The following is a 22066-nucleotide window of genomic DNA, read 5'->3' as shown; positions in this document are numbered from 1 at the left end:
CCCATTCGCGCTGGGTGCCATGCCCGAACACTCTGCCCTTTTCCAACCCTCAACCTCTGCACAACGCATCCGAAAGGTCGCCCCATGGCTTTGACCGACATCTCGCATCCCACCGACATTGCAATGCTCACCGATCTGTACGAGCTCACTATGGCCCAGGGCCTGTGGGAGAGCGGCAAGGCCAATGAGCAGGGTTGTTTTACCGCGTTTTACCGCGACCATCCTTTTGGCAGCGCCTATGCCGTCATGTGCGGCACCGCCGAACTGCCCGAGCTGGTCGAGAATCTGCGCTTTACGCCCGAGGACATCGACTACCTCGCCTCGCTCCAGGCCCCGGCCGGCGGCGCGATGTTCAAGCCTGGATTCCTCGACTACCTGCGCGATTTTCGTGCGCATGTAAACATCGACGCCGTGCCCGAGGGCGAGCTCGTCTTTCCGCGCGAGCCCATGGTTCGCGTCACCGGCCCCGCGCTGGAGTGCCAGCTGCTTGAGACGGCGCTGCTCAACATCGTTGGGTTCCAGACGCTTGTCGCCACCAAGACGGCGCGCGTGGTGCTGGCGGCGGACGGCCGTCCCGTTGCCGAGTTTGGCCTGCGCCGCGCTCAGGGTCCCGATGGCGGCTTGGCCGTCGCGCGCGCGAGCTACGTTGCCGGCTGCTCCTCTACGTCCAATGTGCTCGCCGGCCGCCGCTACGGTATTCCCGTCTTTGGCACGCATGCGCACAGCTGGGTGATGAGCTTCGACTCCGAGCTCGAGGCATTCCGGGCTTTTGCTAAGTCGAGTCCCAAGAACTGCACGCTGCTCATCGACACCTACGACGTACGCGAGGGTTGCGAGCATGCCATTACGGTTGCCAAGGAGATGGAGGCGGTGGGCGAGCGTCTGTCGGCTATTCGCATTGACTCGGGCGACCTCGCCAAGCTCTCCAAGTATGTTCGTGGCCGTTTTGATGCCGAGGGCCTGCCCTATGTGGGGATCTCGGTTTCTAACGATCTGGATGAGTACACGATTCAGTCACTGCTCGACCAGGGCGCGCCCATCGATAGCTTTGGCGTGGGTACCAAGCTTGCGACCTGCTATGACCAGCCGGCGCTGGGCGGCGTGTACAAGCTTTCCGCCCGCCGTGCGAGTGAGACGGACCCGTGGACGCCGGTGGTGAAGCTCTCCGAGCAGCCCTACAAGCGCACAATTCCCGGTGTTCAGCGCGTACGACGCTATTACGACGGCTTTGGCGGCCCGGTTTGCGACATGATTTATGACGAGGACCATCTGGCAGGGGAGGGCGCCGCGCGCGGCAATACCCTTGTGGCCGTGAACGATGCCGCCCTGGTGACCGACGTGTCCGAACTTGAGTATCGCGAGCTGCTGGTGCCGATCGTGCGCGATGGCAGTGCGGTGGCTCCGCGTGAGAGCATCCAGGACGCGCGCGAGCGCTGTGCTTGGGCGCTCGACCATCTGGACGCAGCTTTCAAGCGCTTCCTGTACCCGCAGACCTATGTGGTGGGTATGGAGCAGGGCCTGGCTCAGGTGCGCGACGAGCTCGTGCGTAAGAACATGGCCGCGGCCTCTGCCTTTCCCTGGGCCCACTAATTCCTTGGGCGGTAGGGGCGTGTCACGCTTCCCTGGCCGCCGGCTCGGCCGTTCGCTGAACAGTTGATTGGTTTGACGTATGACGACTTCTTATAAAACGATGGTGGTAAAGATCGGTTCGTCCACGGTGGTGGGTGCCGATGGCAAGGTCAACCGCGCCTTTATCGGCGGACTTGCCGATCAGGCCGCAGCGCTGCGCAAGCTCGGCTGGCGTCTGGTTGTGGTGAGCTCGGGCGCTATCGCCTGTGGCTATCCCGTGTTGGGCTTCGACCGCAAGCCGGTCGGTGACCTGCCGAGCCTGCAGGCCTGCGCCTCGGCCGGTCAGTGCATCATCTCGTCGGCCTACGACGAGGAGTTCCATGCGCGCGACCTGCTCACCTCGCTCGTGCTGCTCACGCGTCACGACACGGCGCGCCGCACGTCCTACCTGCACGCGCGCGACGCCCTGCTTCGCCTGGTGGAGCTGGGTGTGGTGCCGGTCGTCAACGAGAACGATACCGTCACCGTCGATGAGATCAAGTTTGGCGACAACGACACGCTGGCGGCGCTTGTGAGCTGCCTGGTTTCTGCCGATCTGTGCGTGACGCTCTCGGACATCGATGGTCTCTATACTGCCAATCCGCATGAAGACCCCACGGCCGAGTTTGTTCCTGTCGTGCATAAGATCGATGCCAAGATTATTGCCTCGGCGGGCGATTCTTCCACATCGGTGGGCACGGGCGGCATGATTACCAAGATCCGCGCGAGCCGCATCCTGATGACGGCGGGCATTCAGAGCGTGATTTGCTCGGGCGAGGAGCCCGATGCGCTCGTGCGTCTCGCCCGCGGCGAGAGCGTGGGCACGCTGTTCGATCCGCCGGCGGAGCGTCTGGACATCGCACCCCGCAAGCTGTGGATCGCGCTGGGCGACAAGGCACATGGCTCGGTGACGGTCGATGATGGTGCTGCGAAGGCGCTGGTCAGCCGTGGCTCTTCCCTGCTTGCGGTGGGTATTCTCGAGGTCGATGGCCAGTTTGCCGAGGGCGATGTGCTCGATGTGTGCGATCCGAGCGGTATGGTCGTCGCCCGCGGTATCGCCGAAGCCGATTCGGACGTGCTGGAGCTTGCTGCCGGTCGCCGCCAGGACCAGATCGCCAGCAACCGCCTGCTCGCAGACCTGGCCGAGAAGCCCGCGATACACAGGGATAATCTAATCGTCTTCGCCTAACGGGTCGACGCTGCGCGCCGCCCAGAGCGACAATTTGTCATTCAAAAGGCGAGGCATGACCATCAGGTCTATGCCTCGCCTTTTTCATGCCAACTTGTTCGCTCTGGGCGGCGCTCGCTTCTTTTGTTCGACCTACGATTTAAAGCCACTGCTAAGGGGCGTTTTCGCTTTCCGTCCTCTACCTGCGGCATTGTCGTTGCCGGCACTTGTTCGGCACTTGGGGATGTTTCTTTTGTGCCGGCAGGTGGGGACGCTCCTTTGCTAGAAGATTTGGCGCAGGTCTCCGCGGTTGAGGGCTTCGTTGAAGAGGTGCTTGAACACCACGCTACCGTGTAGACCGTCGTGCTCGAACTCGTTGGTCACCCAGGCATGCGAGTTACCCACGCGGCTGAGCGTATCGAGCTGCATGCCCGAGTCGACGTACATGTCGTCGAAATACACCGCGGCCTGCAGGGGCACCTCGTTGCACGCCAGTCGCTGCGGGTCGTAGATCTTGTCCCAGCTGGTGTCTTCCATCAGCAGGTCCATGGCGGGCTTGAAGGGCTTGAGCTCGGGCATCTGCTCGAACATCCACGGGAACATGGCCTCGCCGGTAAACATGAGCGGGCGCGCGAGGGTGTCAAACTCGGCGCGCTGTGCCTTCTCTTCAGCCGCGGCCCAGCCAATGGGCATGGTGTCACCGTCGGCGTATATGAACTCCTGCAGCGTCCAGTACAGCGGATTCGTGCGCGTGTTGGTGCGCTCGAAGGCGCGCATCAAAAAGCTGTCGGATACCGAGGTGCCGCAGGTCAGCGTGCCGTCGCCGTCAACAAAAGCGTGATCGATAATCCAATGCATGCGCTCAAAGCTCGGCTTCATGCCAAAGTCGCTGCCCATGAGCTGTAGGCGCTCGACCGTCATCGGCGAGCCGTCGGGCAGCACGGGCTTCTGAGCCTCGAGCGCATCGGCCAGGGCTGCCACGCGCTCGACGTCGGCAGGGTAGCGGTCGTAATACTGCTGCGTCTTGGCGACCATGCGCGGGAAGGTGTGCGCGTAGACTTCGCTTGCGCTCGCCGGCACGTGGGGGATGCCGCCGCAGGTAAAGCTTGCCGCCACGCCCTCGGGGAAGAGCGACAGATAGCTCAGCGTCAAAAAGCCGCCGTAGCTCTGCCCGAGTGTGACCCAGGGCCTGCCGCCAAAGCCTACCAGGCGCAGGTACTCAAAATCGCGCACGATAGAGCTGGCGAGGTGACGCTTGAGGAAGTCCGCCTGCGAGCGTGCTGTATCGGCGCCGGCGGCCGTTGCGCGATCACCCAGTGCCTTGATCGTGCGTCCGTCCACGCAGCTGCTGCGTCCGGTGCCGCGCTGGTCGGGAAGGACCACGCGGAAGTGCTTGACGGCCTCCTCGATCCAGCCGTCGCTTGTGGGCGACAGCGGACGCGGGCTCTCGCCGCCGGGGCCGCCCTGCAAAAACAGGAGCAGCGGCAGATCGTCGTTGATGCGGTCGGGCGCGCAAACCACACGGTAGAAGAGCTTGATGCTCTCGTGCGCGCCGGCGATGGGCGCCGGCATAGCGCCGCGGCGCATGGTGCTGCCGACGGCCAGGAGCATCGGCTCCAGGCCGCGCCAGTCAAGGGGGACGTCGATGCTGTGGTCCTCGACGTAAAGGCCGGGGACGTGGTACGAAGTGATGAGGGCCATGTAATGCTTCCATTCGTTGCGGTGTTTCGGGTTGACCAATTCTACCGCCGCGGGCGAGGCCATGCGCAAATCGGCTACCATGGTTGCAAACTTCTAGGAGAAAGGGCCGCCCATGTCGGTCGATATAGCCACGTATGTCCACGATCTTGCCGTTGCCGCCAAGGCAGCGTCGGCCTCGCTTGCCACGGCGAGCGATGAACAGCGCCAGGAGGCCGTGCGCGCCATGGCCGCAGCGCTGCGCAACGGTATCGACTCCATCGTTGCCGCCAACGAGCTCGATATGTCCGCCGCGCGCGATGCGGGTACCTCGGCCGGACTGCTCGATCGTCTGCTGCTGAGGCCCGAGCGCGTCGAGGGCATGGCCGCCGGCCTGGAAAAGCTCGCCGAGCTGCCCGATCCCGTGGGCCGCGTGCTCGACCACCGCGTGCTTGCAAGTGGCGTGGACCTGACCCGTGTGAGTGTGCCGCTGGGCCTGGTCGCTATGGTCTACGAGGCGCGCCCCAACGTGACGGCCGACGCCGCGGGCATCTGCATCCGTACCGGCAACGCCTGCATTCTGCGCGGCGGCTCGCTGGCCTATCACTCGTGTGCCATGATTTCTGAGCTGCTGGCCGATGCGCTCGAGGCCAAGGGCTTCCCGCGCGAGGCCGTGTCGATGATCGAGTCCACCGACCGCGAGGCCACTGGCGAGCTCATGAAGCTCCGCGGTATTGTCGACGTACTCATTCCGCGCGGCGGTGCAGGCCTGATCCAGCGCTGCGTGCGCGAGTCTCTCGTGCCGGTGATCGAGACGGGCACGGGCAACTGTCACATCTACGTGCATGAGTCCGCCGACTTTGATAAGGCGCTCAACATTATCGTTAATGCCAAGACCCAGCGTGTAGGCGTGTGCAATGCCGCCGAGTCGCTGCTGGTCGACCATGCTGTGGCCAATGTGTTTTTGCCTGCGGTCGTTGCCGTGCTGCACGACCACGATGTGCTGATTCACGGCGATGAGGCCACGTGTGCCGCTTGCGTTGCCGCCGGTCTTGCCGAGGGCGATGCTTACGTTGCCGCAACCGAGGAGGACTGGGGCCGCGAGTATCTGGCCCTCGAGATGAGCGTGAAGGTCGTGGCGAACGAGGAAGAGGCCATCGCGCACATCAACCGCTATGGCACCATGCATTCCGAGGCCATCATCGCCGAGGACGCAGACGCCTGCGAGCGCTTCTTGGATGAGGTCGATGCCTCGGCCGTGTACGCTAACGCTAGCACGCGCTTTACCGACGGCGGCGAGTTTGGCCTGGGCGCCGAAATTGGCATCTCGACCCAAAAGCTCCACGCCCGCGGACCCTTTGCCGCCGAGGCCCTCACCACCTACAAATACAAGCTTCGCGGCACCGGTCAGGTCCGCCCCTAACGCCCACGCAAACAAAAACCACCACAAAGGTGCCTGTCCCCTTTGTGGTGGTTTTGGTGCTAGGCCTGGAAGGCGTCGCGATCGGGAGCGAAGGACTGCATAGCCGCGATGGTGCGGTCAAAGAGCTCGGGAAGCTCCCAGCCCAGCATCTCAGCGCCTTGCGAAATCACGTCGCGCGAGCATCCGGCGGCAAAGCGCTTGTCCTTGAACTTCTTCTTGAGCGACTTGGTCGTAAAGTCCATGACGCTCTTGCTCGGGCGCATGATAACCGCGGCTCCGATCAGGCCGGTAAGCTCGTCGCAGGCAAACAGGATCTTCTCCATCTGCAGTTCGGGCTTGGGCAGCGAGGTGTTGAAATCAGAGGTGTGCGACTGAATGGCGCGGATGAGCTCAGGAGAGGCACCCTCGCCTTCGAGGATCTCGGCAGCGTAGATGGTGTGGTTCATGGGGTCGTCCTCATGCTCCTCCCAATCCAGGTCGTGGAGCAGGCCGACGATGCCCCAGAACTCCTCGTTCTCGGGGTCGAACTCGCGCGCAAAGTAGCGCATGGTGCCCTCGACCGTTTCGCCGTGGGTGATGTGGAACGGATCCTTGTTGTGCTCGTTGAGCAGTTCGAATGCGCGGTCGCGGGTGATTCCGGCGGTAAGCGTCTCTGCCATAACAGACTCCTTGTGCTCGTGGGTATCGATGAGATTGAATACTACTAGAACAAGAAAACCACCACAAAGGTGCCTGTCCCCTTTGTGGTGGTTTTTGACAGGTTAGTTGAGGGCGGCTTGGGCTAGGCGGGCTTCGGCGGCCTCTTCGGTGACGCCCAGGGCCACGGCGAACTCCTCGATGGAGCGGCGCTTGGCTTCCTTGAGTACGCGCATGTAGTAGGAGCTGGGCTTTTTATCAGCTTCCTCGGCCTGGCGGATGCGGTGCATCATCGTCTTGGCCACACGGACCGTCTCGGGCGCGCCCAGCTTGAGCTGCTGCTTAAAGTGTGTCTCTTCAAGCGAGCTGTTGCGCTCGGTAAAGGTGTCGCACTCCAGCTCGTCGTAGTGGCTCAGCAGGTGCTCGGCATCCTGCTGAGAGATGGCGGCATGTAGGCGGTCGGCCTGCGCCACGGGGTACATGAGAATCGTCTGCGCATGTCCCTGCTTGGTCTCGAGCAACAACATGGGCTGCGGCGTGTCGTCCCTAAAACCGACGACGGTGCAGACTCCCTGGCCCGGATGAATGACGTGTTGACCGATTGAGAACATGCTACCTCCAACTTATACGAATTTGCGTATGTCTAGAATACCACGTTGACGTGCGCAAACCATTACTTTATGCAGGAAAAGCACACAACTCCGATAGGTAAGAGTATTCGATATTCCGAGCAGCTCATGCACATGTTTATGCATTTTCGGCAGGTGCACAATCGGCAGGCAGACCGCTATCTTTGAATGGTCCTGTGCGAGCTGTAGTCATTTTTGTGCATATGCAATATCGATTAACTTTACCCTGCGACAGTAGCTACTGCTTGTGATAGAGTGCTACAAACTCTGGCTTTTGCCCTACGAGTGACCAAGAGCTCGGGGGCTTTAACACAAGGAGGATCTATGCCCGAGAAGATTGAAGAGCTGGTACGCGCTGCGCTTGCTGCGGCCCAGGAGGCCGGCGACCTTTCCGCATTTGAACTTGACGATTGCGCTATCGAGCGACCGGCTGATACTTCTCATGGCGAGTGGACTTCCACCATGGCTCTGAAGTCCGCCAAGCTGGCTCACTGCGCCCCGCGCAAGATCGCCGAGGCCGTCGTTGCCCATATGCCCGAGGACCCCGCGATCGAGAAGGTCGAGATCGCCGGCCCCGGCTTCATCAACTTCTACCTCTCCGTCGCCGTCAAGAACGCCATCTTTGGCGAGGCCCGCGAGAAGGGTATGGACTTTGCTAAGTCCAACGTCGGCGGCGGCCTGAAGACTCAGGTCGAGTTCGTCTCCGCCAACCCCGTCGGCCCCATGCACATCGGCCACGGCCGCTGGGCTGCTCTGGGCGACTCCCTTTGCCGCGTCATGGACCACGCCGGTTACGACATCCAGCGTGAGTTCTACATCAACGACCACGGCTCTCAGATGAACACTTTCGGCAACTCCATCAGCACGCGCTACATGCAGCTCGCCGACATCATCGCCAAGCAGGGCGTTGATATCGACGAGGCTCACAAGCTGCTGATCGCCGACCGTGACGCCTTTGTTGCCGACGAGAACGACGAGCACCCCGAGACCCATCCGTATCAGGACAACTTTGCCGAGACCTTGGGCAAGGACTCTTACGGCGGCGACTACATCATCGACGAGGCCGCCGAGTTCTGGCGCACCGACGGCGACAAGTGGGTCGACGCCGATCCGCAGGAGCGTATGGAGAGCTTCCGTGAGCGCGGCTACGTGAAGATGGTCGACAACATGCGCGACCTCTGCCACGCCGTCAACTGCGACTTTGACCGTTGGTACTCCGAGCGCTCGCTGTATGTGAAGGACACCGAGGGCGAGACCGCCGGCACCTCCGCCGTCGACCGCGCTTTTGAGAAGCTCGACAAGATGGGCTACCTCTACACCAAGGACGGCGCCCTGTGGTTCCGCTCCACCGATCTGGGCGACGACAAGGACCGCGTCCTGATCAAGTCCGACGGCGAGTACACCTACTTCGCCTCCGACGTCGCCTATCACTGGGATAAGTTCCAGCGCGTCGACCACGTCATCGACATCTGGGGCGCCGACCACCACGGTTACATCGAGCGCGTCCGCTGCGTCTGCGACGCTCTGGGTTACCCCGGCAAGTTCGAGGTTCTACTGGGCCAGCTCGTCAACCTGCTGCGTAACGGCAAGCCCGTCCGTATGTCCAAGCGCAAGGGCACCATGGTGACCCTTCAGGAGCTCGTCGACGAGGTTGGCTCCGATGCCGCTCGCTACACGCTCATCTCCAAGAGCTCCAACCAGATGGTCGACTTCGACATCGAGGCCGTTAAGAAGCGCGACAACTCCAACCCGGTCTATTACGTGCAGTATGCTCACGCCCGCGTGTGCTCCATCCTGCGCCGTGCCGCCGACGTTACCGCCGAGCAGGCCGACGAGATGGGCATGAAGGCCGTTGCCGCCAAGGCCATCGGTGAGAACGTCGATTACTCGCTGCTGACCGACCCGACCGAGCTCGCCCTTTCGCGCAAGCTCAACGAGCTCACCGACCTGATCGCCAGCTGTGCTCGCGATCGCGCCCCGTTCCGTCTGACCCACTTTGCCGAGGAACTCGCCGGTGACTTCCACAGCTTCTACGCTGCCTGCCAGGTGCTGCCGAGCGAGGGCCGTCCCGTCGACCCCGAGCTTTCGCGTGCCCGTCTGGCCGCTTGCGATGCCGTCCGCGTGACGCTCGCCCTGGTGCTCACCCTCGTTGGCGTTTCCGCGCCCGAGCAGATGTAACCTGCGGGTCATTTGACCGTGTAGGTTTGGTTTAACTGAGCCCTATAAGCCCGATCTCCCACGGAGGTCGGGCTTTTTTCGCAAATGCCGACGTATTGACGAATTTGGAACTGCTGGAAATACGAAACTATGCCGGTTTACTACGATGAATTGGGAATTTCCAACCACGCCGGCTTTTCGCAAAAAAGCGCAAGGCATCTACCTGCGGTTTTTAGTTCAACATGTTTCGGAGTGGTCGCGGTTGATCGATTCGTCGTAGTAAACCGCCATAGTTTTGGCGGAGGCAGTCTGATTTGTGGGTGGTAGACCAAAGAGTGTCCCTTTTGACTAGTCGTTTAAGAACGCCCCCAATGACTAAGTTGCAGGTGGCGGCGGTTGTGTTACACTAACGCTGCGTAGTTGACGCAATCATCTCGATACAGATCAATGATGTCCGTCGTTTTGAACGGAACTAGACTGTTTAGCCGCCCTGAAGGTTTATGCAGGGAGCATGTGATCACAGGGCTTGAAAAGAAAGTTGAGCAAACACTGTGTCTGATCAACAGCAAGAAAACGAAATAACGACGACGCAAGCCGCTCCCGCTGCACCGGTTGCGTCGGACCAGGTCGCGGCGCCCGCGCAAGCCTCGGCTCCCGAGACGCCTAAGGCTGCTTCGACGCCTGCGCCTGCAACTGGTGAGGAGGCTGCTCCGGCAAAGCCCAAGCTCGCGCGCCGCACGGCCAAGCCTGCCGCTGACGGCGAGGAGGTCACCAAGCCCAAGCGCCGTACCACGCGCACGACGCGCGCCAAGCGCACCGTTGCAGCTGACTCCTCGGCGCCGATTTCCGATGAGGTCGCGCAGGCACGTGCGTTGGCGCAGATTAGCGAGGCTCAGGTGGTGCGCGCCCGCCGTCGTGCTGCCGAGCGCGAGGCCGCGGCTCTGACCGAGCTTGCAGCTCCGTCTGTGCCCGAGACGCCTGCCGCCATCGAGACCCCTGCCGCCGACCTGCCGACCGAGAAGCCGGCACCGCGCACACGCCGCCGCACGGCTGCTAAGGCCGAGCAAGTTGCGGAACAGGTAGCCCCCGAGCTCACTGAGGCTTCGGTCCGTTCCGCGGCAGGGGAGGGCACATTGCCTGTTGAGCCCGCTGCGCCTGTCGAGGCCAACGAAGTTCCCGTTGTCGATCCGGCTTTGCGCCCGCACCGTCGCGGTCGCAAGCCCAAGGCCTTTGTCGAGGCAGAGAAGGCCGCAGCAGCAGCCGCCGCCGCTCGGGATGCTGCGGCGACCGCCGAGTCTGCAACCGCTGCCGATGCACCCGTCCAGGATGCTACGACTTCCGAGGCCGCTCCCGCCGATGCCGAGCCCGCCGACGTCCGTCCCGGTCGCAGCCGTCGTACTGCTGCTAAGCGCACGTCCAAGGCCAAGGCTGCCAAGAAGGGTGCGTCCGAGGATTCTGCCGAGACGACCGCCGATGCGTCGACTGATGTCGCCAAGGCCCAGGACGTCGAACAGCCTGCGTCCGAGAAGCCCAAGCGCGGTCGTAAGAAGTCCGTTAAGGCCAAGGCGTCCGAGCAGCAGGATGTCGAAGCGCAGGTTGATTCTGGCGCCGAGGCCAATGACGCCGCCGCGGCCAATGTTGGCACCGCCGCAACCGATGGTGCCGCCCCCGCTGAGGGCGAAGACGGCACTCGTCCCAACCGTCGCCAGCACAAGCGCAACGACGAGCGCAACGAGCGTAAGGACGACCGCAACAACGACCGTCGCAACCGCCAGCGCGATCGCAAACAGCGCAACAAGGAGCGTAATGCCGCTCCCACCGAGCCCACGCTTTCGCGCGAGGAACTCGCGGCCATGAAGGTCGCTGAGCTGCGCGAGAAGGCTAAGGAGTTCGAGATCGAGACGACCGGCAAGAAGAAGGCCGAGCTCGTCGAGGAAATCTACGTCACCGCTGCGAAGGCCGAGGGCTTCCGCGACATCAAGGGCATTCTGCAGATTCGCCCGGACAGCTCCGGCATCATCCACGCCCATGGCTACATGAAGTCCAACGACGACGCCTTCGTGCCCGCCTACCTCATCCGCTCCGCGCGCCTGCGCACGGGCGACGTCATCGAGGGCTCGCTGCGTCCTTCGCGCGGCGGCGACAAGCGCGCCGGCCTCGCCAAAATCACGACCGTCAACGGTCTGGACCCCGAGCAGATTCGCAACCGTCCCAAGTTCGGCGACCTCACCCCGGTCTATCCCAACGAGCCGCTGCGCATGGAGCACGGCAAGGACTCTATTACCGGCCGCGCCATCGACATCGTGTCACCGATCGGCAAGGGCCAGCGCGGCCTGATCGTGTCCCCGCCCAAGGCCGGCAAGACCACGATCCTCAAGAAGATCTGCCAGTCTATCTCGATTAACAACCCCGAGGTGCACCTCATCTGCCTGCTCGTCGACGAGCGCCCCGAAGAGGTCACCGATATGCAGCGTTCCATCAAGGGCGAGGTTGTGGCGTCGACCTTCGATATGCCTGCCGACAACCACACCCGCGTGGCAGAGCTCGTCATCGAGCGCGCCAAGCGCATCGTAGAGCTGGGTGGCGACGTCGTGGTGGTGCTCGACTCCATCACGCGCCTCGCCCGCGCCTACAACTTGGCGGCGCCCGCCTCGGGCCGCATCCTTTCGGGCGGCGTCGATTCGGCGGCCCTATATCCGCCCAAGCGCTTCCTGGGTGCAGCCCGCAATATCGAGAACGGTGGCTCGCTTACCATCCTGGCCTCTGCCCTCATCGACACCGGTTCCAAGATGGACGAAGTCATCTTTGAGGAGTTCAAGGGCACCGGCAACATGGAGCTTAAGCTCGACCGCGACCTGGCCGACCGCCGCATCTTCCCGGCTATCGACCCCGTTGCCTCCGGTACGCGTAACGAGGACCTGTTGGTCGACGAGCAGATGCGTCCGTTTGTCTTTGGTCTGCGTCGCATTCTTGCCGGCATGAACAACACCGAGCGCGCAGCCGCATCGTTTATCAAGGGTCTTAAGGGCACCAACACCAACCAGGAGTTCCTGGTGCGTTCGGCCAAAAAACACAGCGACTACGAGCAGACGTTCTAGGTTGTCATCCACGCGCAGCGATAGTCATCAATGCGATAAAGGGTCGGGGCTTTGAGCCTCGGCCCTTTTCTATAGCGCCGCTCCGCGCTTATTTTTGACCGTAAGACCGACGAGCAGCAGGTTTCCCGTTTCAATCCGACATCGTCACTTGCAATCGGCAGGGCGGTTTCGCATAATAGCTTTTAAGCTTCGCGACGGAAAACGCAGATGAAACGAACCATATACCGTTGCTTTGGGGCATAGCCCCGCTTCATCTTCTCTCGCGCAGCCAACTGAATGATGCGATTTGGGTGCTGGAAGATGGGGAGAGCTCATGGCTTCTTCTGATGCAACACAACGAGCAGTCCTTGCCGGACTTTCGTGTGGGATCGGCCTTGCCGCTCCCGTGGTTATGTATGCCGCGACGCTGCCGTTTTCGTCGGTGAACGAGACGGTCGTGGCGGGTGCAGTTCCCTTCGCCGTGGGTGCGGTGGCGGGCGTGGGCATCTATGCCGCCTCGCTGGGTATCTCCGAGTACCGTGCGCAGCGTGAAGAGCGTCTGTTCCAGCCCGATGCCATGGGCGGTGCCGCCAATCTCAATCAGCATCAAAGCGAGTTCAAGACCGCCTCGATTCCAGCTCAGCAGCAGGATGCGACTCCATATGCTGCCGCTTCTGCTTCTCAGGCTCAGTCGGAGCAGTCTACCTCGGCATTCCTTTCCGGCCTGACTGGTGCGTTCCAGCGCCGTCATGCCGATGATGGTGTCCCTACCATCGCTCGAGCCGCAGATGCCATGGACGAGGCCGAGGCTTGGTCCATGATCGACAGTATGCTCGACGACGATTCGCCGGTGAGCTGCGACCCTGCGCGCTCGCGCGACGTCTATCAAGTCGCCATCGACGAGCTCACCAACGGCGGGCAGACCGGCTCCTTCAATCGCGACGACATCGCCGCCGCGGCACGCGCCGTGTCTGGCTCCCAGGCCGCCCCTGCGGGCAGCACGGCGGCTTTTGTGGCACTCGTTGCCAACGCGGCAGCCAATAACGCCTGCAGCGCCACCTCGGCGGACGTGAACGCTTCTGCCGATAATTCGTACGTTGATGAAGCCATGACCGCGGACGAGGAGGCCGTTGCCGCCCGCCGTGCCGCCGAAAGCTCGCTTTGGGGCGCTCCTGCCCAGCAGCAGGCGGCTGAGGCTGCGCCGTACAACGCAAACCTCGCCAGCATGCCTATCATTTTCGGTGCCGCGGACATCGATCTCGATGACCTCGATGAGCCTGCAGCCATCACCGCATCGATTGATGCCCAAGATCGCATCGACACCGGCGACCTTCCGGATGCCTCGCTCGAGGTTGATGTCCCCATGGCCGATTACTCGGGCCACGAGGACATGTGGGCCGCTGCCACCGCGATTCTGGACGAGATCGACGAGCCTGCTCCTGTTGCAGCTTCCGCTCCCGTCGCTGCCCCTCAGCCTGCTGCACCCGCCTATGTCGGCCGTCACAGCGCTGTGTTCCCCGAGGATACCGCCCGTATCTCGCGCGAGGGCATCGAGCGAGCCGAGGCTATTGCCGCCGGCATTATGGAAAATCGTCGTCACGAGCGCGTCAATCAGATCCTCGAGGAAGAGATCGAGCGCCTGCAGTCCTCTACCGCCAAGCGTACGGGCCGTGCCTATCTGAGCGTTATCGAGGGCGGTACCGCCAGCTTCGCGCCGCTCCGCGCGGAGGCATAACTTCTGCATGGTTAAGATCAATCGAAAATGGGCGGTCGTGACCTGCCTGATGGCGCTCTTGATCTGGGGCAATTCGCTGGTTCCCGGCTCGGGGTCGGGTTCGCTGAGCCTAACGGTCATGGAAGCTATCCGCGGTTTCCTGCGCGGCGTGGGACTTCCATATGAATGGGTGACCAACTTTGTTGTTCGCAAATGCGCGCATTTTACCGAGTATATGGTGCTCGGCATCTTGGCAACGCACGCCTTTGATTTTGAGGGCCGGCGCACCTTTGACGTGCTGCTGCCCACGGCGGTGTTCCTGCTGCTGATTCCTTCGATCGACGAGACGATTCAGCTCTTTGTGCCGGGACGCGCCGGCATGATCACCGATGTGATGATCGACTGCTGTGGTGCGGCAACGGGCGTTGTGCTCCGATATCTCTTACGGCCGCTGATGCGCGCCAAAAAAGCCGCCTAGGACGTATTGTTTGGTCCTAGGCGGCCTTTTTTATTTGAGGGCTTATATGAGGCGTGGTGGCGTCGTTCCGTAGGTCGGATTTGCCGGGCGCGCCACGCCCTGTGGGTGCGTCTGCTACTGAAGCGCCTGAGCGCCCAGGGCCAAGCAGCCCATAATGCCCTGTTTGCCCTCGAGGCTGTTGTTGACGATATAGCTATCGATGTCGGCCATCTCGGGCGTGACGATATAGCCGTTGAGCATCTCGGCGCACTTCTTGCGCGCGAGCGGCACGATGGGGGTGTGGTCGGCCACGCCGCCGCCGATGACGATCTTCTGCGGCGCATAGCACAGGATGTAGGTCATGAGCGCCTGCGCCAGATAGCCGGCGAGCAGATCCATGGCCTCCGGGTCATCGGCCATGTCTCCGGCGCTCTTGCCATCCCAGCGCCTTTTAACGCCGGGGCCGGCGATGAGGCCCTCGAGGCAGTTGTCGTGGAAGGGGCAGGCGCTGTGCTCGCCAATGGTGTCGCGCGGGTCGCGCGTGACCAGGATGTGACCGGCCTCGGGATGCATCATGCCGTGCACGAGCTTACCGCCCGAGAGCACGCCAGCGCCCACGCCGGTACCGATGGTCAGATACACCACGTCAGTGAGGCCCTGGGCGCAACCAAAGGTGACCTCGCCCAGGCAGGCGACGTTGACGTCGGTGTCGTAGCCGCAGGGAATATTGAGCTCGTTTTGGATGGTGCCCAGCAGGTCAAAGTAGCGCCATGCCGTTTTGGGCGTCTCCAGGATCTTGCCGTATTGGGGCGAGGCGGGGTTGACTGCGGTGGGGCCAAAGGCGCCGATGCCCAGCGCGGCGATGCCCTTGTTCGCAAACCATGCGTTGACGGCCTCGACGGTCTCCTGCGGGGTCGTGGTCGCGATCTGCTCGCACTCCAGGACCATACCGTCTGCATAGCCCGTGGCGCAGACCATCTTGGTGCCGCCGGCCTCGAGCGCTCCGATAAGCTGCTCTGCCATAGTATTCCTCTCTGGGACGAGTTGCTCCGTGACTAAAGTATAGCGCTCAAAAAAATAAATGAGGTCGCTATAAAAAGAAACCTCGTGGCCCAACGGGTTCACGAGGTTTCTTTAGTGCCTTTAGTTACTGACCGTCCTTACCCGCGCGGTTCGATTTTATCACGCAGAGACTTGAGGTTCTCCAGTGCCGCGTTAAGCGTCTCGTCTCGTTTGGCAAAGTGGAAACGAATCAGATGGTTGACGGGCTCGCGGAAGAAGCTCGAGCCGGGCACGGCGCCCACGCCCACCTTGGAGGCCAAATCCTCGCAGAAGTCGAGGTCGCTGTTATAGCCAAACTCCGAGATATCCATCATCACGTAGTAGGCGCCCTGCGGCACGTTGTGCGTGAGTCCGATGCTGTCGAGTCCCTGACAGAATAGGTCGCGCTTGGCGGTGTAGAGGTCGAGGACCTCCTGGTAATAGCTGTCGTCGAAGTTGAGGGCGGTGACGACGGCCTCTTGCAGGGGAGCGGCGGCGCCCACGGTGAGGAAGTCGTGAACCTTTTTGATGCGCTCGGTGATTTCGGCAGGAGCGATGGTGTAGCCCAGGCGCCAGCCGGTGATGGAGTAGGTCTTGGATAGCGAGCTGCAACTGATGGTGCGCTCAAACATGCCGGGCAGCGTGGCCATGTACACGTGCTCGTGGGGCGCGTAGACGATGTGCTCGTAGACCTCGTCGGTGATGCAGTAGGCGTCATACTTTTTGCACAGGTCGGCGATAAGGGTGAGCTCCTCGCGGGTAAAGACCTTGCCGCAGGGGTTGGACGGGTTGCATAGAACGATCGCCTTGGGATCGTTGTCGCGGAAGGCCGCCTCCAGGACCTCACGGTCAAAGTCAAAGGTGGGCGGGTTGAGCGGCACGTAGATAGGCTCCGCACCCGAAAGGATCGTGTCGGCGCCGTAGTTCTCGTAGAATGGCGAGAAGATGACGACCTTGTCGCCGGGGTTCGTGACCGTCATCATGGCGGCCATCATGGCCTCGGTGGAGCCGCAGGTGACCACGATGTTCTCGTTGGGGTTGATCGGCATGCCCATAAAGTGCTCCTGCTTGGCGGCAAGCGCCTCGCGCATGGCCTGGGAGCCCCAGGTGATGGAGTACTGGTGGTAAAGCGGCTTGGGGTCGGTGGCAATGGTGCTGAGGCTATCGAGCAGCTGCGCCGGGGGATCGAAATCGGGGAAGCCCTGCGACAGGTTGACGGCACCATACTTGTTGGAGATGCGCGTCATGCGGCGGATGACCGAATCGGTAAACGCCGCCGTGCGGTTGGAGAGTTCTTTCATGCCTATCCTTTCGAGCATTGGGTGGAGCAAGTTTACTCCTATGGAACCGGTGGGATTTGCTCGAAATGGTCTCGAAAAACTCTTTTCAAAATTCTTGAAAATTGGGGCTTGCATCGCGTGGCGTTCCTTGCAATAATAGTCGAGCGCGAAGCGCACAGGACACGGTGGGTGTAGCTCAGTTGGCTAGAGCGACGGGTTGTGGTCCCGTAGGTCGAGGGTTCGAGTCCCTTTACCCACCCCAGTTCTTGCTTCGTGTTGATATCGGGTCGTTAGCTCAGTTGGTAGAGCAGGGGACTCTTAATCCCAAGGTCCAGGGTTCGACCCCCTGACGGCCCACCACACGATATCTCCTCTAAAGTCCGCCACAACGGACTTTAGCTTTGGGTCGTTAGCTCAGTTGGTAGAGCAGGGGACTCTTAATCCCAAGGTCCAGGGTTCGACCCCCTGACGGCCCACCAAAGCATGTTTAGACGGTCAATTTCGGTTGGCCGTCTTTTTTATTAACCTCGCATGGGGCCGAACCCGTAAGGGCACAGACGCTTTACAAGTCGAGCCTGCCCTGGGGGTCGGTGAATCCGTCTGTACCCTCCTTGAGCTTTTTCTCGTCTGCTTTCACGCGACGTTCGAGCTTTTTTGTATCCTCGGCGGGCGGTAGGTTCTCGGGGACAATTCCGCGGTCGATGAGGCTGCCACGTACGCTTGTGTTGTTCTCGACGTGCTCTTGTTTGATCTGGTCCAGACCGTACAGGTCGTGTTCCTCGGCGTTGAAGGCCGTCATCGAGTTCGTAAGGTCCTTTGCTTTGATGAGGACATCGGCTAACCTGTCCGCCAATGCCGCGCTCTTGGGTATGCCGAGCTGCTGCTTCATTTCCGCCGTGCTTCTGCCGCCGAATAACGCTTCATCGCCCTTCGACTTGATGATCGCGAATCCTTTGGAGTCCACGCCGCGTTTGAACGCAATACCCGAGAGCTGTTTCTCTGAATCGGATAGTGAGTGGCGCGCCTGCAAGCGCTGAATCTCTGCGAAGCGCTGCTCTATGAGCTCTTGGCGGCGCGTCTGCACGGCAAAGTATGCCTGGGCGAGCGCGATCTCTGGCTTGTTTGAATCTCCGTTTTGGGCGATTAAATAGCATGCATAGCGCGTAAGCTTGTAGTCTTTAACCGCGCGAGCGGCGACACCGGCAGTTATCATTTTCGTGGTGTCACGAAAATGGGAATCAACTGGAGTTTTATTTGTTTCGCACGAGACTTTTGCCCTCTTAACAACTTCGGCGAAGTTTTCCCATCGCGTGTACCCCATGGGTTCCATTAAATCTCGTGCGAGCCAATACTCAACGCCGTCTTCCACATTGGCGTAGCTATCAAGTTCGACACGCCACTTCTCGATATCTCTACTGTCCATATCTCCTCCTCGCTGATCTATTGTCTATGCGCGCTTTGCCCGCTCTGTACTCAGAATAAGGATACGCTGCCGTGCGGACACGAATGGGCCCCGTGCCACTTCGAGGTCACGGGGCCCATAGATATCGATTAGTTGTGCTCTGCTCTAGATAGGTGTCCAGTTTAATTCGATCGATAGTGCGAACCCAGGCTTTCGGTCCGCTTGCGCATGGCTTTGACCATCTCCGTTGCCAGCTGATTCTGCGATTGCAGGCGGGCGAGGGCTGCGATCTCGCTGTCTTTGGCATGCGGCTTGCTCAGCGCCGTTGCCTCGTCTTTCAGGCTTTCAAGCTGTTGCAGGGCCTTGGATAGACCTGCTTCGGTCCTGTTGATCATGCAATAGGTGCTCATCGTGTGCCTTAGGCTGTGTGTCAGGCGTTCAGCATCTGTTGCGGCTATGCCGTACTGGGGGAGGGCGATATCCGCCTTCAGGGCTGTCTCGGGCTCTTTCTGTGCTGCTTGGGCTGCCGATGCGCCTGCGATGCGCCCGAACACGATGCCGTTGGCGCTTGACAAGCCACCAATGCGGTCGGCGCCGTGCATGCCGCCTGTCGCCTCGCCGCAAGCGTAGAGGCCCTCAACGCCCGTTTGCGCGGTCTTATCGATCTTGATGCCGCCGTTAGCGGCGTGGGCATACATCGCAACGCGCATCTCGTCAGTCGGGGCGATGCCGTGCTCGTCTTGCAGCCAGGTGGCAAAGGTCTGCACAAACTCTGGGACATCCTCGCGGGGAAAGTCGTAGTGGAGTGCCAGGCCTTCGACACCTGCCTGATCGATGACGAGATCGATAGCGCGGGAGGCCAAGCGTGACGTGAAGGGACCATATCCAGAGCGCTGCTCGAGCAGGTCGTCCAGCTTGTCGTCGGCAATATCGACCGGCTGGTCTACATGTACGTAGCGCCAGGTTTTCTCGTTGAAGACCAGGTTGCGCTTGGGCTCGATGAAGCCGGGCATCATCTGCATGAATTCTATATTAGTAAGCGATGCGCCGTGCGCCAGTGCGATGGCCTGCGAGGAGCTGAGCACATCAGCCGACGTAAGGCTGCGCTCGAACAGGCCGCCTGTGCCACCGGCTGCGATGATCGTGGCCTTGGCAGCAAAGGGCACGATTCGATTTTCGGTAAGGTCGTAGAGCACGGTTCCGGTGATTCTGCCGTTCGTGTTCTCAACAAGGTCGATAAGCTCATGGCGGGGGAGCAGGCGAATGCCGAGTGACTCGATTCGGGTCGTCAGAGCGTCCTCAAGGGGCTTGCGGGTGAGGCCGCGCCACATGCGCGTCTTGTGGTCAAAGCAGGGGATAAACTGCTTTTGCTGAGCGCTCTCAGCGCTTTGCGGACGCTGGAGCTCAACGCCCAGGTCTTGCTCGAGCCATTCAATTGCCTGGGGAATGCCGTGGACAAACGTCTGGACAAGCTCGGGGTCGGCGACGCCGCCACCAACGGTCTGGATGGTGTCGATGAGGTCTTGTTCGTCGTCTTCGTTAACGGGTCCGATAAGCCCCAAGCCCCAGGTTCCGGGGAAGAAACTCGATCCACTCATAGTCTTGCCGGCGCTTGCCACAGCGACGGTTGCACCCGTGCGCGCCGCTTCGATGGCGGCGCAAAGGCCCGCAATGCCAGATCCAATTACCAGTACATCAGTCGATTCCATCGGATTCCTTTCTCGTCCGGCGCATTGTCGCACGGGTGATCGGTAATGGGGCCGCAAAGACTCGGCAAATCGGTAAAGGGCACATATGACAGGTGGGCGTCATGGACGCTCTGACGTTTCATCTCGTCACATCTCGTATTTCGCCCCAACTGATATATCGGCATTCGCTACCCTGCGATAGCGCAAACAAAAAGAGCCGCTACCTCGAAAGGTAGCGGCTCTAAAGCTCAACTATATGAGCATCGCGCGGGCGCGATTAGGCCTTGAGGGCCTCCTCGACGGCGACAGCGCAGGCGACGGTGGCACCGACCATGGGGTTGTTGCCCATGCCGATGAGACCCATCATGTCGACGTGCGCAGGCACGGAGGAAGAACCGGCGAACTGGGCGTCGGAGTGCATACGGCCCATGGTGTCGGTCATGCCGTAAGAGGCAGGGCCGGCGCCCATGTTGTCCGGGTGCAGGGTACGGCCAGTGCCGCCACCAGAAGCGACGGAGAAGTACTTCTTGCCAGCCTCGAGGCGCTCCTTCTTGTAGGTGCCAGCGACGGGGTGCTGGAAGCGCGTGGGGTTGGTGGAGTTGCCGGTGATCGAGATGTCGACGTTCTCGTGCCACATGATGGCAACGCCCTCGCGGACGTCGTCGGAGCCGTAGCAGTTAACGGCAGCGCGGGGACCATCGGAGTAGGGGATGGTCTCGACGACCTTGAGCTCGCCCGTGTAGTAGTCGAACTGAGTCTTCACATAGGTGAAGCCGTTGATGCGGGCGATGATCTGGGCGGCGTCCTTGCCCAGACCGTTCAGGATAACGCGCAGCGGCTTCTTGCGAGCCTTGTTGGCGTTCAGAGCCAGGCCGATAGCACCCTCAGCGGCAGCGAAGGACTCGTGGCCGGCCAGGAAGGCGAAGCACTCGGTGTCGTCGGAGAGCAGCATAGCGCCCAGGTTGCCGTGGCCCAGACCGACCTTGCGGTCCTCGGCGACGGAGCCGGGAACGGTGAAGGCCTGGATGCCCTCGCCGATGATGGCGGCAGCCTCAGAAGCAGTCTTGGCGCCACGCTTGACAGCGAGAGCGCAGCCGAGGGTGTAGGCCCACTCGGCGTTCTGGAAGGCGATGGACTGGGTGTTGTTGACGATCTCACGCGGGTTGAAGCCCTTGTCGGTGCAGATCTGCAGAGCTTCCTCGAGGGAGGCGATGCCGTTGTCGGCGAGGCACTTGTTGATCTTGTCAGCGCGGCGCTCGTAACCTTCGAACGTAACAGTCATAGTTATTTCCCTCCCTTTCTACTCGTGAACCGGGAACACACTGGCGACGGAGTGAGTCTCCTCGTCGGTGCGCGGGTCGATGTACTTGGCAGCGTTCTCCCACTGACCATAGTGGCCCATAGCGCCAGCGATGGCCTCCTCGGGGGTCTTGCCGGCCTTGACGGCGTCGGTGAACTTGCCGAGGTTCAGGAACTCGAACGCGATGATCTCGTTCTTGTCGTTGAGAGCCATGCGGGTGACGTAGCCCTGAGCGAGCTCGAGGTAACGAGCGCCCTTGGCCTTGGTGCCGAACATGGTGCCGACCTGGGAGCGAAGGCCCTTGCCGAGGTCGTCGAGGGAGGCGCCCACGGGCAGGCCGCCCTCGGAGAACGCGGTCTGGCTGCGGCCGTAAACGATCTGCAGGAAGATCTCGCGCATAGCAACGTTGATGGCGTCGCAGACGAGGTCGGTGTTGAGGGCCTCGAGGATGGTCTTACCGGGAAGGATCTCGGAAGCCATGGCGGCAGAGTGGGTCATGCCCGAGCAGCCGATGGTCTCAACGAGGGCCTCCTCGATGATGCCGTCCTTGACGTTCAGCGTGAGCTTGCAGGCGCCCTGCTGAGGTGCGCACCAACCCACACCGTGCGTAAGACCGGAGATGTCGGAAATCTCCTTAGCCTGGACCCACTTGCCCTCCTCGGGGATGGGTGCGGGGCCGTGGTATGCACCCTTGGCAACGGGGCACATGTTCTCCACTTCCTGTGAGTACTGCATGCCTCTCCTCTCTATCGTGTTGGCGTCCCGTCTGGGGGTCGTGGCTGGCGATTGCCGGGCGACCCTTCGAAAGG

At 61.4% G+C, this 22066-nt stretch carries 16 protein-coding genes and 3 tRNA genes; 10 read left to right on the top strand and 9 right to left on the bottom strand.

Going from position 1 to position 22066, the window contains the following annotated elements; all coding sequences use genetic code 11:
* Positions 1-84: 84 nt before the first annotated feature.
* Positions 85-1590 (top strand): nicotinate phosphoribosyltransferase, encoded by a 1506-nt coding sequence (locus DWX63_RS01480; RefSeq protein ID WP_117641006.1) that lies wholly within the window; start codon positions 85-87, stop codon positions 1588-1590.
* 79 nt (positions 1591-1669) lie between these two features.
* Entirely contained in the window at positions 1670-2797 is a 1128-nt protein-coding gene (gene proB, locus DWX63_RS01475; RefSeq protein ID WP_117842596.1) for a glutamate 5-kinase, read from the top strand.
* Between the two features lie 261 nt (positions 2798-3058).
* Here proB and DWX63_RS01470 read toward each other — a convergent pair whose 3' ends face one another.
* Complete coding sequence (locus tag DWX63_RS01470) at positions 3059-4558, bottom strand: alpha/beta fold hydrolase (RefSeq protein WP_199411059.1); 1500 nt, start codon at positions 4556-4558, stop codon at positions 3059-3061.
* Positions 4559-4589: 31 nt separating this feature from the next.
* Here DWX63_RS01470 and DWX63_RS01465 point away from each other — a divergent pair, with 31 nt between their 5' ends.
* Positions 4590-5876 carry a glutamate-5-semialdehyde dehydrogenase gene (locus DWX63_RS01465; RefSeq protein WP_117766927.1) on the top strand — a complete coding sequence of 429 codons (1287 nt, stop codon included), beginning with the start codon at positions 4590-4592 and terminating at the stop codon, positions 5874-5876.
* A gap of 59 nt (positions 5877-5935) precedes the next feature.
* Here the strand turns inward: DWX63_RS01465 and DWX63_RS01460 are convergent, their stop codons facing one another.
* Both DWX63_RS01460 and DWX63_RS01455 read right to left on the bottom strand, forming a co-directional pair.
* Positions 5936-6535: an HD domain-containing protein gene (locus DWX63_RS01460; protein WP_117637809.1), complete on the bottom strand. Its 600-nt coding sequence runs from the start codon at positions 6533-6535 to the stop codon at positions 5936-5938.
* Positions 6536-6637: 102 nt separating this feature from the next.
* On the bottom strand, positions 6638-7123 hold the full coding sequence (locus DWX63_RS01455) for a CarD family transcriptional regulator (protein ID WP_006235480.1): 486 nt from the start codon (positions 7121-7123) through the stop codon (positions 6638-6640).
* A 342-nt stretch (positions 7124-7465) separates the two neighbouring features.
* On the opposite strand from DWX63_RS01455, the gene argS reads away from it, so the two are divergent.
* From argS to DWX63_RS01435, 4 genes are all read left to right on the top strand, one after another.
* On the top strand, positions 7466-9319 hold the full coding sequence (gene argS / locus DWX63_RS01450; RefSeq protein ID WP_117766929.1) for an arginine--tRNA ligase: 1854 nt from the start codon (positions 7466-7468) through the stop codon (positions 9317-9319).
* A gap of 530 nt (positions 9320-9849) precedes the next feature.
* Positions 9850-12396 (top strand): transcription termination factor Rho, encoded by a 2547-nt coding sequence (gene rho, locus DWX63_RS01445; protein WP_233514432.1) that lies wholly within the window; start codon positions 9850-9852, stop codon positions 12394-12396.
* A gap of 313 nt (positions 12397-12709) precedes the next feature.
* Entirely contained in the window at positions 12710-14110 is a 1401-nt protein-coding gene (locus DWX63_RS01440; protein ID WP_147336046.1) for a hypothetical protein, read from the top strand.
* Between the two features lie 7 nt (positions 14111-14117).
* Complete coding sequence (locus tag DWX63_RS01435; RefSeq protein WP_117842594.1) at positions 14118-14567, top strand: VanZ family protein; 450 nt, start codon at positions 14118-14120, stop codon at positions 14565-14567.
* Between the two features lie 114 nt (positions 14568-14681).
* Here the strand turns inward: DWX63_RS01435 and DWX63_RS01430 are convergent, their stop codons facing one another.
* Together DWX63_RS01430 and DWX63_RS01425 are read right to left on the bottom strand one after the other, a co-directional pair.
* The gene (locus tag DWX63_RS01430) at positions 14682-15569 is read right to left on the bottom strand and encodes an ROK family protein (RefSeq protein WP_117842593.1); all 888 of its coding nucleotides are present in this window, start codon (positions 15567-15569) and stop codon (positions 14682-14684) included.
* 137 nt (positions 15570-15706) lie between these two features.
* Positions 15707-16888: a pyridoxal phosphate-dependent aminotransferase gene (locus DWX63_RS01425; protein WP_117778427.1), complete on the bottom strand. Its 1182-nt coding sequence runs from the start codon at positions 16886-16888 to the stop codon at positions 15707-15709.
* A gap of 164 nt (positions 16889-17052) precedes the next feature.
* Here DWX63_RS01425 and DWX63_RS01420 point away from each other — a divergent pair.
* From DWX63_RS01420 to DWX63_RS01410, 3 genes are all read left to right on the top strand, one after another.
* Positions 17053-17129 (top strand) — tRNA-His (locus DWX63_RS01420).
* Positions 17130-17151: 22 nt separating this feature from the next.
* A tRNA-Lys gene (locus DWX63_RS01415) sits at positions 17152-17227 on the top strand.
* Between the two features lie 43 nt (positions 17228-17270).
* Positions 17271-17346, top strand: a tRNA-Lys gene (locus tag DWX63_RS01410).
* An 83-nt stretch (positions 17347-17429) separates the two neighbouring features.
* Here DWX63_RS01410 and dinD read toward each other — a convergent pair.
* From dinD to DWX63_RS01390, 4 genes are all read right to left on the bottom strand, one after another.
* Entirely contained in the window at positions 17430-18290 is an 861-nt protein-coding gene (dinD, locus tag DWX63_RS01405) for a DNA damage-inducible protein D (protein WP_117842592.1), read from the bottom strand.
* 161 nt (positions 18291-18451) lie between these two features.
* Entirely contained in the window at positions 18452-19978 is a 1527-nt protein-coding gene (locus DWX63_RS01400; protein ID WP_117842591.1) for an FAD-dependent oxidoreductase, read from the bottom strand.
* 256 nt (positions 19979-20234) lie between these two features.
* Positions 20235-21239, bottom strand: coding sequence for a GGGtGRT protein (locus DWX63_RS01395; RefSeq protein ID WP_055252290.1), 1005 nt, complete (start codon positions 21237-21239; stop codon positions 20235-20237).
* Positions 21240-21257: 18 nt separating this feature from the next.
* Entirely contained in the window at positions 21258-21992 is a 735-nt protein-coding gene (locus tag DWX63_RS01390) for an iron-sulfur cluster assembly scaffold protein (RefSeq protein ID WP_006235554.1), read from the bottom strand.
* Positions 21993-22066 lie beyond the last annotated feature (74 nt).

It is taken from the genome of Collinsella sp. AF20-14LB (genome assembly GCF_003459505.1).
Classification (GTDB): Bacteria; Actinomycetota; Coriobacteriia; order Coriobacteriales; family Coriobacteriaceae; genus Collinsella.
The sequence above is the reverse complement of the archived record's forward strand: the minus strand, read 5'-3'. Positions and strand labels throughout refer to the sequence as shown.

Coding starts and splice junctions, on each gene's coding strand:
- dinD (WP_117842592.1), bottom strand. CDS start 18,290: ATGGACAGTAGAGATATCGAGAAGTGGCGTGTCGAACTTGATAGCTAC.
- DWX63_RS01455 (WP_006235480.1), bottom strand. CDS start 7,123: ATGTTCTCAATCGGTCAACACGTCATTCATCCGGGCCAGGGAGTCTGC.
- DWX63_RS01390 (WP_006235554.1), bottom strand. CDS start 21,992: ATGCAGTACTCACAGGAAGTGGAGAACATGTGCCCCGTTGCCAAGGGT.
- DWX63_RS01480 (WP_117641006.1), top strand. CDS start 85: ATGGCTTTGACCGACATCTCGCATCCCACCGACATTGCAATGCTCACC.
- DWX63_RS01395 (WP_055252290.1), bottom strand. CDS start 21,239: ATGACTGTTACGTTCGAAGGTTACGAGCGCCGCGCTGACAAGATCAAC.
- DWX63_RS01425 (WP_117778427.1), bottom strand. CDS start 16,888: ATGAAAGAACTCTCCAACCGCACGGCGGCGTTTACCGATTCGGTCATC.
- DWX63_RS01440 (WP_147336046.1), top strand. CDS start 12,710: ATGGCTTCTTCTGATGCAACACAACGAGCAGTCCTTGCCGGACTTTCG.
- DWX63_RS01460 (WP_117637809.1), bottom strand. CDS start 6,535: ATGGCAGAGACGCTTACCGCCGGAATCACCCGCGACCGCGCATTCGAA.
- DWX63_RS01465 (WP_117766927.1), top strand. CDS start 4,590: ATGTCGGTCGATATAGCCACGTATGTCCACGATCTTGCCGTTGCCGCC.
- DWX63_RS01435 (WP_117842594.1), top strand. CDS start 14,118: ATGGTTAAGATCAATCGAAAATGGGCGGTCGTGACCTGCCTGATGGCG.
- DWX63_RS01470 (WP_199411059.1), bottom strand. CDS start 4,558: ATGGTAGCCGATTTGCGCATGGCCTCGCCCGCGGCGGTAGAATTGGTC.
- proB (WP_117842596.1), top strand. CDS start 1,670: ATGACGACTTCTTATAAAACGATGGTGGTAAAGATCGGTTCGTCCACG.
- DWX63_RS01400 (WP_117842591.1), bottom strand. CDS start 19,978: ATGGAATCGACTGATGTACTGGTAATTGGATCTGGCATTGCGGGCCTT.
- argS (WP_117766929.1), top strand. CDS start 7,466: ATGCCCGAGAAGATTGAAGAGCTGGTACGCGCTGCGCTTGCTGCGGCC.
- DWX63_RS01430 (WP_117842593.1), bottom strand. CDS start 15,569: ATGGCAGAGCAGCTTATCGGAGCGCTCGAGGCCGGCGGCACCAAGATG.